This is a genomic window from Nocardia sp. NBC_00508 (assembly GCF_036346875.1).
In the GTDB taxonomy this organism is placed as follows: Bacteria; Actinomycetota; Actinomycetes; order Mycobacteriales; family Mycobacteriaceae; genus Nocardia.
On sequence record NZ_CP107852.1, the window covers coordinates 6,062,475 to 6,075,536 of the forward strand.

The 13,062-nt window shown below is 66.6% G+C and carries 11 protein-coding genes and 1 pseudogene; 4 read left to right on the top strand and 8 right to left on the bottom strand.

Annotated features, from left to right (window positions below):
- Nucleotide 1 precedes the first annotated feature (1 nt).
- From OHA40_RS27225 to OHA40_RS27235, 3 genes and pseudogenes are all read left to right on the top strand, one after another.
- Complete coding sequence (locus tag OHA40_RS27225; protein WP_330229692.1) at nt 2-220, top strand: helix-turn-helix domain-containing protein; 219 nt, start codon at nt 2-4, stop codon at nt 218-220.
- A complete protein-coding gene (locus OHA40_RS27230) occupies nt 220-1,341 on the top strand; it encodes a site-specific integrase (protein WP_330229693.1) in 1,122 nt (373 codons plus the stop codon). Before OHA40_RS27225 ends, OHA40_RS27230 begins: the two co-directional genes overlap by 1 nt.
- A gap of 361 nt (nt 1,342-1,702) precedes the next feature.
- A pseudogene (locus OHA40_RS27235) lies at nt 1,703-1,819 on the top strand (helix-turn-helix domain-containing protein); the annotation flags it as partial.
- Between the two features lie 82 nt (nt 1,820-1,901).
- Here OHA40_RS27235 and OHA40_RS27240 read toward each other — a convergent pair.
- The 8 genes from OHA40_RS27240 to OHA40_RS27275 all read right to left on the bottom strand — a co-directional run bounded on the left by OHA40_RS27240 (nt 1,902) and on the right by OHA40_RS27275 (nt 9,415).
- Nucleotides 1,902-3,113, bottom strand: coding sequence for a M20 metallopeptidase family protein (locus tag OHA40_RS27240; RefSeq protein WP_330229694.1), 1,212 nt, complete (start codon nt 3,111-3,113; stop codon nt 1,902-1,904).
- 54 nt (nt 3,114-3,167) lie between these two features.
- A complete protein-coding gene (locus OHA40_RS27245) occupies nt 3,168-4,295 on the bottom strand; it encodes an amidohydrolase family protein (protein WP_330229695.1) in 1,128 nt (375 codons plus the stop codon).
- A 43-nt stretch (nt 4,296-4,338) separates the two neighbouring features.
- Nucleotides 4,339-5,694: a glutamine synthetase family protein gene (locus OHA40_RS27250; protein WP_330229696.1), complete on the bottom strand. Its 1,356-nt coding sequence runs from the start codon at nt 5,692-5,694 to the stop codon at nt 4,339-4,341.
- A gap of 81 nt (nt 5,695-5,775) precedes the next feature.
- Complete coding sequence (locus tag OHA40_RS27255) at nt 5,776-6,843, bottom strand: branched-chain amino acid ABC transporter permease (RefSeq protein ID WP_330229697.1); 1,068 nt, start codon at nt 6,841-6,843, stop codon at nt 5,776-5,778.
- The gene (locus tag OHA40_RS27260; protein ID WP_330229698.1) at nt 6,843-7,718 is read right to left on the bottom strand and encodes a branched-chain amino acid ABC transporter permease; all 876 of its coding nucleotides are present in this window, start codon (nt 7,716-7,718) and stop codon (nt 6,843-6,845) included. The genes OHA40_RS27255 and OHA40_RS27260 overlap by 1 nt, the downstream gene beginning before the upstream one ends.
- Nucleotides 7,715-8,449: an ABC transporter ATP-binding protein gene (locus OHA40_RS27265; RefSeq protein WP_330229699.1), complete on the bottom strand. Its 735-nt coding sequence runs from the start codon at nt 8,447-8,449 to the stop codon at nt 7,715-7,717. Before OHA40_RS27265 ends, OHA40_RS27260 begins: the two co-directional genes overlap by 4 nt.
- Entirely contained in the window at nt 8,430-9,185 is a 756-nt protein-coding gene (locus OHA40_RS27270) for an ABC transporter ATP-binding protein (protein WP_330229700.1), read from the bottom strand. The genes OHA40_RS27265 and OHA40_RS27270 overlap by 20 nt, the downstream gene beginning before the upstream one ends.
- Nucleotides 9,182-9,415, bottom strand: a complete 234-nt coding sequence (locus tag OHA40_RS27275) for a hypothetical protein (RefSeq protein ID WP_330229701.1) — start codon at nt 9,413-9,415, stop codon at nt 9,182-9,184. The genes OHA40_RS27270 and OHA40_RS27275 overlap by 4 nt, the downstream gene beginning before the upstream one ends.
- Before the next feature lie 1,322 nt (nt 9,416-10,737).
- Here OHA40_RS27275 and OHA40_RS27280 point away from each other — a divergent pair.
- Nucleotides 10,738-12,987, top strand: coding sequence for a bifunctional SulP family inorganic anion transporter/carbonic anhydrase (locus tag OHA40_RS27280; protein WP_330229702.1), 2,250 nt, complete (start codon nt 10,738-10,740; stop codon nt 12,985-12,987).
- Nucleotides 12,988-13,062: the final 75 nt, after the last annotated feature.

The following is a 13,062-nucleotide window of genomic DNA, read 5'->3' on the forward strand; positions in this document are numbered from 1 at the left end:
GATGGCAATCGAGTCCAGATACGTGGACGTGGAGGGCGCCGCGGCGTACCTCGGTACCGGCGTCAGGTTCATTCGTCGGTTGGTCGCGGAACGGCGGGTGGTGTTCTACAAGGTCGGCGGTCATGTGCGGTTCAAGGTGTCAGACCTGGAGGCGTACGCGCAGGCGGGCAAGGTCGAACCGATCGAGGTCCGCTGGAGCGGCGGCAAGGCGGTGGCCTGATGGCACGACGGCGGTTCGGCAAAGTCCGCAAGCTGCCTTCCGGCAAGTATCAGGCTTCGTTCATCGGCCCGAACGGCAAGCGGCAGAACGCACCACAGACGTTCCGCACCAAGACCGACGCCGACCGGTGGTTGGTCAACGTCGAGGCCGATATCAGCCGGGGTGCCTGGCTCGATGAGCGAATCGGGCGCCAGTTGTTTGAGGACTACGCCTCCGCGTACCTGCGCGACAATCCGGACGTCGGTCCGCGGTGGGAAGAGACGTGCAGGCGGAACATGCGCCTGCACATGACAGAGCTCCTGGACAAGCCGCTGATCGCGATCACGCCTCCCGTGGTGCGTAGCTGGCACGCGAAGGCGCTCGCTGGCACTGGCGGCAAGACCTCCATCGCGCAGTCCTACCGGTTCCTGCGCACCGTCATGAACCAGGCCAAGCGGGACGGCGCGATTTCGGCAAACCCCTGCACGATCAAGGGCGCTGGTTCGGACAGGGCGAAGGAACGCACCGTCGCGACTCCGGCCCAGGTAGCCGAACTGGTGGAGAAGATCACTCCGCGGTATCGGGCGGCGGTCCTGCTGGCAGCGTGGTGCGGTCTCCGGCGCGGCGAGATCATCGGCCTGGCGGTCGTGGACCTGGACCTGGTGGCCGATGAGGTCTGGGTCCGGCGCAACCGAGTCGAGCTGCTGGAGTCCGGCGAAGCGTTCGACAAGGACCCGAAGACCGACGCGGGCAAGCGGCCGGTGTCCATCCCGCCGCATCTGCGGCCCTTCCTCGTCGAGCACCTAAAGAAGTGGTCCGGGACTACCTGGCTGTTCGTTGGTCAGGATGGTCAGCGGATGCGCGGCAACGCGATCTACCAGGCATTCGTCCGGGCTCGGGACCGTGTTGGGGTCGCGGTGACGTTCCATGACCTCAGGCACACCGGACAGACGTTGGCCGCGGCGACCGGGGCCACGCTCGCTGATCTCAAGAAGCGGCTCGGGCATGCCTCGACGGCTGCCGCGTTGCGGTACCTGCATGCTGTCGACGGGCGGGACAAGGAGGTCGCCGCTGAGCTGAGCAAGTTGGCGGCCAGGGGGAACGCGGTCGAGCTGCCGCGCACGATCATCGTGAGGCACTGAGGGATTCGGGGCACGTGGGGGACACGGGGCCGTGTGCTAGTGTCCTGACCTGCAACGGTGCGCCTGACTCACACGCGGAAGGTCGCTGGTTCGATCCCAGCTGGGACCACAGAATCCCCTCGCCATAACCTGTGGTTGAGGGGATTTTCCGTACAGTTCAAGCTCGCACCACAGGCGCAAGTAGCGAAGGACCCGCGAGCCGAGCGGCTGGCTTTACTGCGCGATGTACTCGAAGCTGCATCCAGGCTGTTCACAGCAATGGTTCAGTTCCGTAGCCGGACGAAATCCATGGTCAAGGGCTGCCTGCGCCGGATCTGGTTTCAAGCGCCGAGCGGGCGCGCGATGCATTGATGACACGTGGGTGCGTCCCAACACGCTGCGTTACCGAATCCGGCGGGTGGAGGAGGTCTGCGGAATCGATGTGAGACAAGCCGCCGACCGGTTGTTGCTGGAACTGCAGCTGGCGGTGATCCGGCGGCCGGGAGAGGGTGACGGTCCCGGTTGGGCTCGACCATCCGGCCGATGGACTCGGCGGCAGCCCGCCACAGCGATGCTCGGTCTCAAACCGTCTCGGTATCCGTCAGCGACTGCGCCGCGGCGAGATATCCGGCCAGCATGCTGCACGCGACCCGCCACAGCGCGCCGTCGTCGGGCAGGTAACCACTGGCGTGCAGTCCGTGACCGCGGGATTCCGGAGTTCCGACGAAGATCATCAGGCTGGGCGCGACCTCCGCGTAGAACGCGAAATCGTCTGCGCCGTAGGAACGGAACTCGGTGATCTCGTTTCCGGTGTCCTGCAGGATCCGGGCGGCGGCACGGGCCAGTGCCGTATTGTTCTGCAGCGGAGGTTCGCCCGGGTAGATCGTGACCTCGGCGGTGCATCCGTGCGCGAGCGCGATACCGTCGGCCACCTCGCGGATCCGCTTCTGGATCATGGTGCGCTGGCCGGCCGACATGGTGCGGACCATCCCGCTGACAGTCGCCTCGTCGGGGATGGCGTTGGGTGCTGTTCCGGCACGGATACTCCCGATACTGACCACCGCTGAGTCTATCGGGTCGGAGTTGCGGGACACGATCTGCTGGCAGGTCACGACGAAGTTGCTGGCGGCCAGCAGCGGGTCGCGGGAATTGTGCGGGTAGGCGCCGTGCGCGGGCGAGCCGTGTATGGTCACGAAGAATTCGTCCGAGGCCGCGTTGACGACGCCGGAGCTGCACGCGACGGCGGTGGATTTCAGGGCCGGCTGCACATGGGCGCCGATAATCGCGGCGATCCGGTGATCGTGCAGAACCGTACTGTTCACGAATTCCAGTGCACCCGAGGGCGAGGTCTCCTCCCTGGGTTGCAGCAGGCCGACCAGCGGCACCGGCGGTTCGGGGAGCGAGTCGATCGCCCGGGCGACCGCGACGAACGCCGCCATGTGGACATCGTGTCCGCAGGCGTGCATGGCGCCGTTGGTCGATGCCCATTCGACACCGGTGTTCTCCACGATCGGCAGGGCGTCCATCTCGGCGCGGATCGCGACCGCGGGCCCGGGTGGCCCGATCCTGATCAGTCCGGCGTGTCCGGGCAGCCGGGTGCGATCCGCGGCCTCCGGCAGATGTGCCAGCAGGGTATCCAGCGTCCGTGCTTCCGCGCCCGACAGGTCGGGGTGGCGATGCAGCTCGGTCCGAAGTGCCTGCGCGGCAGGCATTTCGGCGGCGAGCCGGGCGAAGACATGTCCCCATGAGAAGCTCGCGTCGGCGGTTGCGTGGTCGCGAAACTTGTCCAGCATGACTCGTATGCACCAATCCTTCGAGTTGCGTCGATGAAGCCCGAACGCGGACGATCAGTCGTCGGTGTGCAAGCAATAGACCCGGGCGGCGTTCCCGGCCGCGATCATGCCCGCGTAACGCTCGGCGTCGGCCGGGCTCAGCCACTGATCGGCGACCCATTCGTCGAGCAGCTTGCCGAGTTCCCGGCGCCACTGCAGGGCGCTGACCGCGTAGTGCTCGGCGAGGCCGTAGGCGTCGGAGGAGTAGAGAACCTTGCCGAAGGGCGCCATCTCCAGGGCCTGGCGGATTGCGACGCCGCTGCTCGGCCCCAGGTAGTGCGAGACGAGGCCGACATCGCAGTACACGTGCGGGAACACCTGCGTGAGGATCGCCGCTTCGCGGACGAAGGGATAGCAGTGCAGCAGCATGAACTGTGCGCCCGAGGTGCGGGTGGCGGTGAGGAACTTCGTCAGCCGCGACGGATCGGCCCGGAACAGCTGCACATCGCCGTCGCCGTATCCGACGTGCAACTGGATGGGCAGTCCCAGCCCGACACCCTCCCAGAGGACGTGCTGCAGCAGGACGGGGTCGTCGAGCCGGTAGGTTCGGCTCTGTTCGCCGCGGCGCAGCCAGTTGCCCGCGGCGGCGCGGACCTCGGTCTGCGACGGGCGCTGCGCGGCGATATCGAATCCGTAGCGGTAGGCGATGATCGATTTCAGTCCGACTGTTCCGTGGGACCGCGCGTATAGTGCTTCGCCGAAGCGGGCCGCGAAGTTCTCCGCGGTCGTGCCGGGCGCTATCTCCTCGGCCACCCGCTCCAGGCGCAGGATCTCATCGGCGGGTGCGCCGGTCATGGCCCGCATCTGCGCGGGCCCCGCGACCGGGGACGCGGTGAAACCGGTATCGACGAGGTAGCGGGCTGTTCCCGCCGCGTCGAGGAGCCGCCGGTTCACCTCGTCCACACCGAGTGCGCGACGCCGGTCGAGATAGGTATCGATGGGGGCGTTGCGTTCGATATCGAGCAACGGCGCGCAGATCGCGCGGACCGCGAGACCGAACGGGGAATCGAGCGCATCGATACCGTCGGGCGCCGGCCATTCGGATTCGGTTGCCAGGGAGCGGAATTCGTCATCGGTCAGATCGGACAGCATCAGACCGTGACAGTGGTGGTCGATGAGCGGAAGGTCTGCCGTGTCGGCCATGGCGGGAGCTTTCTGTCTGTTCGGTGTTGTGCCGGTCCGGGCCTCAGAACGACCAGCTGAACCGCAGGCGGTCGGTGAGCTCGTGCAGATCGAGGTCGCCCAGTGCGTCGGTCTCGTGCCGGCGGACGGCGACGGTGGCCTCCACGATCGAATCACCGAGGATGGCGCGGGCGAGTTTGGAGTGTTCGAACCGATCCAGCTTCTCGGGCTGGCTGTCCGACAGCGTGGCCACTGTTCCGGCGGGCAATAACGCGGGGTCGTCGGGCACCTCCACGGGCAGCTCCGCTGTCGTCTGGATGCCCTCGAGCGCCAATCCGAGCATGCCGGCGACCGCGAGATAGGGGTTGGCGGAGGTATCGACGCATTTGAGCTCGATATTGGCTCCGTGCGGATTGGCGGGTGTGGCGGCGCACAGCCGGACCGCGGCCTCCCGGTTCTCCAGTCCCCAGCAGGCGTGCGCACCCGACCACAAACCGGGCTGCAGCCGGTAGCTCGACAGGACCGATCCCGCGAAAATCGCCATGAGATCGGGCAGCCCGCGCACGATGCCGCCGAGCGCCGCGGCGCCGTCGGGACGCAGTCCGTGTACCTGCGGGCCACCCGACAGCAGCGGTTGCCCCTTGCGGGTGAACGACATGTGCAGGTGGGCTCCGTTGCCCGCCCCCGCAGGCGCGGGCAACGGGGAAAAGGAGACCCGCAGCCCGTGCCTGCGCGCCACCCGGCCCAGGACGAGGCGGGCCAGTACCCCGTTATCGGCCGCGGTCAGGGGATCGGCAGGTGGGAACGAGATCTCGAACTGGCCGACGCCGTATTCGGCGTGGATCTGCTCGGCATCCAATCCCGCCGCACGCAGGGAGCGCTCGAGATCGATGACGAAGTCTTCGTTGTCGAGCAGCGCGCGCAGCCCGTAGCCCTGCCAGGCGGCCGGGTCCATCTCGCCGGATTCGGGCGTGAGCACGAATTCCAGTTCGATGCCGACAAGCACGTCGATATCGTGTGCCTCCGCGCTCGCCTGCAGCTCGCGCAGCCGGCCGCGCGAGCAGCCCTCGAGGGGGTTGCCGTGCTGGTCGAACATTTCGCACGGCGCCCAGGTGATCGACTCGTCGACTCGTTTGGCCGCGGTGAGATCGGCTCGCAGGCGCATATCGCCGACCACGCCGATCTTGTCGGTGAGCGCGATGGCGTTGTCGACACAGAATGCGTTCCACGACGGGGAGGCGCCGATTCCGGTGCGGTGGAACGAGAGTGCGCGCGCTACCGGGATGGCTTTGGCACGGGCGACGCCGCCCATGTCGACCACGGAACCGACGAGGAGGGTCGTACCGCTGGCCGCGAGCTGGGACTCGTGATCGCGCTGTGCGGCGGTGTCGAGCAACGGCAGGGGGTATGTGACGGGCATCAGATCCTCCATTGGCAATCGATGCGGGGCAGCAATCACCGAATCGTGAAATAGGCATTTCATTTTCTGCGCTGGGAAACGCTAGGGCGTCGCGGGCGCTGGGGACGGCTTCGAGGGGCGGCGCGGCAGAGTTACGGCCCGCGGTGACGGGATTCGCAGCTCTCGGACACCCATCAGACCCTGCGGTGCCTTTATCAGGATAATCAGCAGAATCAGCGCCAGGACCAGGTCCGCGACACCGGCGGGCAGCGGGCTACCACCGGTGAACTGGCCGTCCTGGAACCGGCGAAGTACTTCCTGCAGGGCACTGATCAGCACAGCTCCGAGGACCGCGCCGCTCAGCGACAGATAACCGCCGGCGACGATCATCACCACGAAGGCGAATGTCGCCGACAGGAAAAACCCATTGATATTGAACGAGGTGAGCAGGCCCGCGTACAGCGCGCCCGCGGCACCGCAGAGTCCGGCCCCGAGCATCCAGGCATAGGCGCGGTGGCGACCGACTTCGATGCCCGCGGCGACCGCCGCCCAGTAGTCCTCGCGGGAGGCCTGCAACTGCAGACCACTGCGAGAGCGCCGGTAGAGCCACGCGATCGCCACCGCCGCGATGGCGAAGGCCAGCGCGTTCCACGCGGTAGTACGTTGCGGAATGCCCACCATGCTCGACGAGCCTCGGGTCACCGCGGTCCAGCTCCCGAGCACATTGTAGACGATCAGCAGCAGTGCCAGCGTGGCTATTCCGGACTGCAGCCCGCTCAACCGGGCCACGACCGGTGCGGTGAGCACGGAGAAAACGATCGCCATGAGCCCACCGATGAACACCGCGACCGGTAGTGGCGCGTGGATCCGCACGAGGAACGACAGGGCGTCGGGCATATCGGGGAACAGCGCCGCCTTCAGTTTGACCGGGATGGTCAGGTACGCCGCGGTATAGGCGCCGATCGCCATGAACGCCACATGCCCGAACGACATGACCCCGGAGTTGCCCGAAAAGGTCGACAGGCCGCAGACGAAGATCACCGCGATCAGCGCGAGGGTGGCGACCCTGCTGACGGTCGGGCTGCCGAATGCGCCGATGAGGGCGACGATCGCGACAATGCCGGACAACAGGATCGGGGTCTGCAGCACGCCGGCTCTCTTGAACCACATCACGACACCCGCACTTTCGATCCGGAGAGCAGGCCCTGCGGCCTGATGACGAGGACGCCGATCAAAAGGGTGAACAGGATGGCGTCCCGGAAGGTGATGAGGTCGCTCGGTAGCACCGTCTCCAGCAGGGAGGTGGTGGCGCCGAGCAGGAAACCACCCAGGGCCGCGCCACGCAGGCTGCTCATACCGCCCAGGACAGCGCCGATGATGCCGATCAGCATCGGTTGCAGGCCCATTTCAGCCGATACCGCGCCCTGGCGAGCTACCAGGACGACGGCACCGATACCGGCCAGCACACCGACGATTCCGAAGGCTGCCGCGACGGCCCGGTTACCCTTGACCCCCAGGTTCTCGGCCATCTGGAAGTTCTCCGCCGCGGCACGCAACTGGATCCCCAGTGTTGTCCGGCCGATCAGCAGCGCGACGCCGGTGAGCGTGGCTCCGCACAGTACGAGCATGACCAGGTTCAGGATGCTCACCTCGACGCCGAACACGCTCAGCTGGCGGGTGAGCCAGTTCTGCGGCGGAACTCCCTGGGCCTTCGGCAGCACCGACATTCGGGCCAGGCTCTGCAAGGCCAGGCTGACGGCGAACGAGGCGATCATGAGCGTCACCGGATCGGCATTGCGCAGCGAGTGGAACGCCAGGCGTTCGCTGAGCACCGAGACGGCGCATCCGAACAGGATCGCCATCCCCGCGGCGAGCAGCCAGGGCTGGTCGCGGAACAGGTACAGCGCGAATCCGGCTGCCATGATGATCTCGCCGTAGGCGAAGTTCATCAGGCCCAGAATCCCGAACAGCAGCGATACCCCGATGGTCAGTAGGGCATACAGCGCGCCGAGGCCGGCCGCGCCTATCAGGAACTCGACGATCATGCTCTGCTTCCTGCCTCGACAGGGGAAAATCCCAGGTAATTGATGACGGCCGCATTTGCGCCCAGTTCCGCGGCGGAACCCGAACCGACCACTTTGCCCGGGGCCTGCAGGACATAGACGCGATCGGAGATCTCGATGGCGCGCATCGCATTCTGCTCGACCAGCAGAATCGTCATGCCCTCCGCGCGGAGTCCGGCGATGACATCGAAGATCAGATCCACCACGATCGGCGCGAGTCCCAGGGTCGGCTCGTCGAGCAGCAGTAACCGCGGCCGCAGTAGGAGAGCTCGCGCGATGGCCAGTTGCTGCTGTTCGCCGCCGGAGAGCAGGCTCGCCCCGCGTTTCCAGTGCTTGCGCAGGATGGGGAAGCGCTCGAGTTGGCGTTCGATATCGTCGGCGAGCCCGCGCTTGTCCGTGCGGCTCACCCCGCCGAGCCGGAGGTTCTCGCCGACTGTCAGGCTGGCGAAGACACCGCGGTCCTCCGGTACGTAGGAGATCCGGGCCGCGACGGGGGATAACGATTTGTCCGAGACCGGCTGCCCGTCGACGGTGATGGTGCCCGAATGTAGGGGAACCAGTCCCATCACGGCCTTGACCAGCGTGGATTTTCCCGCGCCGTTATGGCCGATCAGGGAGACGAGTTCGCCCTGGCGCACCGTGAGCGAAGCGCCCTGCACCGCCATGACCGAGGAGTTGTACTGCACATAGACATCACTGGCTTCGAGCAACATCCGGCACCTTCTTCCCGAAGTAGATCTCGATGACTTTCGGGTCCTTTCGCACGGTGTGCGGGTCGCCCTCCACCACGGTTCGGCCGCTGTCGAGGACGTGCAGGCGGTCGCACGTTTCGGTCACCACGGCCATATCGTGCTCGACCAGGACGATGCCGATCCGTCGCTCGCGCGCGAGCCGCCGGATGGTCTCGACGAGTTCGACGGCCTCGGATTCGTTCTGTCCCGCCGCCGGTTCGTCCAGCAGCAGGAATGCGGGCCGCAGTGCCAGGGCTCGGGCGATGGCGGTGGTCCGGATGCGGCCGGCGGTCAGGCCGGAACCCGGCAGGTGTGCTACATCGTCGAGCCGCATCTCGTCGATGATCTCGTCGCGGAGGGCGCGGGCCGCACCGCGGCGCAGTCCGCCGCCGAGCGCGGCGGCCTCGATATTCTCAGCGACGCTGAGCCGGGCGAAGACGCGGCCGCTCTGATAGGTGCGCACAATGCCGAGCCGGGCGCGTCTACTCATGGTTGTTCGCGTCAGATCGCGCTCGTCCAGGTAGATACGGCCGGACGTGGGTTTCAGCATGCCGCTGAGCAGGTTCAAGGTGGTGGTCTTGCCCGATCCGTTCGGGCCGATCAGGCCGACCACCTCGCCGCTGGCGACGGTGAGCGAAACACCGTCGACAGCTTTGACACCATCGAAATGGATGCTCGCGCAGTCCAGACGCAGTGCACCCGGGCGGGTCTCGGTCACTGGCCCGCTCCTGCCGCGCAGGAGTTTCCGTCGCCGATATCGGGAACTCGGTCGACTCGCTTGGTGCCGGCCGACCGCATGGATCCGCCGCTCACCTCCACAATCGCCATCGGGTAGTCGACGATTTTGTGGCATGTCCGGGAGAAGTAGGTGATCGCACCGACCGGGGTGTCCACCGGCCGGGAATCGGTCAACGCGCGGCGCACGTCGGCACCCGACAGGGCTGCCATGGCGCTGAGTGAAAGCGTCGTGGCCGCAGTCGCGGAGAAGATCGGTGAACCAGGAATACAGCGTCTGTCGCTGATCGAGTCCACTATGGACGCGGAGTAAGTCGTACACCGCTGCGGCACCTTCGCGCCGCGGAACGCGACTGCCTTGCATCCGGTCAACTGGCTCGCCGACGCAGTGCGCGCGCTGCTCGACTGCGATGATTTCGATCCAGCACTGTCTCCGGGTCGGTAGCGAACGGGCCATCGCTGGGGCCGGTAGTCGACAGTTGCGGTCGGCGCTTCTTTCTGCTCCACTGTGACTTGGATCACAGTTTGATAGCGGTTGCAATCAGATCGACCGAAAACCTTTCCGGATGCTTTGCGAAGTCTTTACTATCAGTGCGAGCTCTGCGTCACGGGTCGCGTCTCCTGAACCGAGGGGCCTCCCGACTTCGCCCCCGCTGCTCGATTTCGATGCCAAGAACATGTTTGACCGATGAACCGGGTTCGGACCCGGCGAAGGAGAGAATATGTCCACCGACACCGATCCAGTAACACGGACGTCGCCGTACGCAGATATGATCGATCGTCCCGGATCTGCAGCCTCGCGATTTTCCTTGTCGCCCTTCCTCTTTCGCGTTGCGTCGCGGTGGCTTGCATGGGGTTTGCCGGTCACGTGGTCGCCGGACTGCCGGGAGGCTCCGCGGTCCCGGTCTGCGCGTCGTCAGCGAGCCTCATCGTGGTCGTCGGCGCGAGGTGCGCACCGCTTCCGCTGGGAGGCAACCTGTTTCGCTATCCGCGCGCACAGCGCCTCATGGTGTGCCCGACCATCGGCAACAGCGGGCCGACGATCGGTCCATCTTCCGCGACAACCAGTGGTCGTCGCCCGGTTCGGTGTGATGCATCGCCCTGGGCATGGCGAACGTCGGGTCCCACCGGAGGCGCCCCGCGCGCATCCGGACGTGTGCTCGCGGAGTTCGGGAGTGCGCGTCGCGGTGCCGCGTCGGTTTTCGTTCTCGCCGTGGCGCGCGTGATCGAGATCATGGTTTTACGGAATCGCCTGGGGTGCAGCGACTATCGGACTCCGGAGCGGAGTGGAGGGGCCGGTGTGCGGTAGATCACTGTCATAACAACGAACGGGCAGTGGGGAGCGGCACACAATGTGCTCACTTTCTCAGCCTTTGCTAAGTCTTTACCAATACACTTGTCCGCATTTACATCTCGACTCATCGCTGTGTCGGGACTGCTTCACCGCGAGATGCCGGTTCGCGGTCTTGTGCCCAACTGGACATGTTGATCGTCAACCGACCTCGGCGAATCAGCCGAGTCGGCGAAGGAGAGTCATGGCTATCGATCAGGATTTGGCCCCACCACTGTCACCGCCCGCAGCGACGGGCCCCGACCCCGGTCCCGGACTTCTGTCCGACCGCGTCAGAGACATCCTGCGCCACGATCTGCCCGCCTCGATCGTGGTTTTCCTTGTCGCGCTGCCGCTTTCGCTCGGCATCGCCCTCGCCTCCGGGGCGCCGGTCGCCGCGGGGCTGATCGCCGCCGTGGTCGGCGGCATCCTCGCCGGACTACTCGGTGGTTCGATCCTCCAGGTGAGCGGCCCCGCCGCGGGCCTCACCGTGGTGGTAGCCGAGACGATCAACCAATTCGGTTGGCGGACAACGTGTTTCATCGTCTGCGCCGCCGGTGTGCTGCAGATCCTGTTCGGGCTCAGTCGCGTTGCCAGGGCGGCCTTGGCGGTGGCGCCGGTGGTGGTGCACGCGATGCTCGCCGGTATCGGCATCACCATCGCGCTGCAGCAGATCCACGTGCTGCTGGGTGGTTCGTCGCACAGCTCGGCCTGGCGGAACATCATCGAGCTGCCCGGGCAGCTGGCCTCGCTACACGGCGGCGGCGCGTTCATCGGCGCGGTCGTGATCGCGATCATGGTCGGCTGGAAGTACATGCCCGCCAAAGTCCGCCTGGTTCCGGGTCCGCTGGTCGCGGTCCTCGCGGGCACCTTGCTCTCTCTGGCGTTGCCGACCGACGCCGAGCGCCTCGTGCTGCACGGCTCGCTGTTCGACGCGATCGGCCTCCCCGCGCTGCCCAGCGGCGACTGGTCGGCCCTGGTGCTCGCCATCCTCACCATCGCGCTGATCGCGAGCGTGGAGAGTCTGCTGTCCGCGGTGGCCGTGGACAAGATGCACACGCGCAAGCGCACCAACTTCGACCGCGAGCTGATCGGCCAGGGCTCGGCCAACGTGGTCTCCGGCCTGCTGGGCGGCCTGCCGGTGACCGGAGTGATCGTGCGCAGCGCCACGAACGTGCAGGCGGGCGCGCACAGCCGGGCCTCCGCGGTGCTGCACGGCATCTGGATTCTGGTGTTCTCGGTAGCCCTGGTCTCCGTAGTGGAGCAGATCCCGAAGGCCGCGCTGGCCGGTCTGCTCATCGTGATCGGCAGCCAACTGGTCAAGCTGGCCCACATCAAGCTGGCCCGGCGCACCGGTGATCTGCTGGTGTACGCCGTCACCGTCCTCGGCGTGGTGTTCCTGAATCTGCTCGAGGGCGTGCTGATCGGTCTGGGCCTGGCCTTCGGCCTGCTGCTGTGGCGGGTGGTCCGGGTCGCGATCAGCGCCGAACAAGTCCCTGGCACGCGGCGCTGGTTGGTCGCCATCGACGGCTCGGCCACCTTCCTCGCGCTGCCGAAGCTTTCGACGCAGTTCGCGAAGATCCCCGCGGGAGCCGACGTCACGGTGGAGATGACGGTCGACTTCCTCGATCACGCGGCCTTCGAAGCCATCGAGGAGTTCGCGCGCCAGCAGGTGAACAACGGCGGCAGCGTCGACTTCGTGGAGATCGGCGGCTCCAGGATGGCCCATGCGACGGCGAAGCCACCCGCGCGGAGTTTCGGCCGATCGGTCTGGAACGACATCCTCGGCCCGTGGAGCCGCGACCAAGCGCATGAGAACCCGGTCGCGGCGGGCGTCGCGGCCTATCACCGCAGCCACGCGCACGTCGTCCGGCCGCACCTGGACGAGCTGCGCGACAAGCAGGACCCGGATTCGTTCTTCCTGACCTGCTCCGATTCGCGAATCGTGCCGAACATCATCACCAACAGCGGGCCCGGCGACCTGTTCACCGTCCGCAACGTGGGCAATCTGGTGCCCGCCGAGGGTGACGCCTCGGTCGAGGCGGCACTCTTGTTCGCCTTGGCGGAGCTGAACGTACGATCGGTCGTCGTGTGCGGGCACTCCTCATGCGGGGCCATGGGGGCGCTGCATTCCGGGGCCGAGGTGCCCGGCGTGGACGCTTGGCTCACGCATGCCCAGTCGAGCCTGGAGCAGTTCCGCGCGGGTCATCCGGTGGCGGTCGCGGCGCAGGAGGCCGGATTCGGTGCGGTCGACCAGCTCGGCATGGTGAATGTCGCGATGCAGCTGGAGACGCTGCAGCGTCATCCCGCGGTGCGCAAGGCGGTCGCCGAGCGCGGCGTCACGGTGTCGGGTCTGTTCTTCGACATCGCCAGTGCCCGGGTCATCGAGGTGACCGTGAACGGGATCGCGCATATCGATGATGCGGACCGCCACCCCACCGCCGAACTCGTGTGATCGACGGGACACGTGATCCCGCCGGGGCGCGCCGCCCGGGCGGGATCGTCGCATCCGGTCACGTGGGAGCGGAAT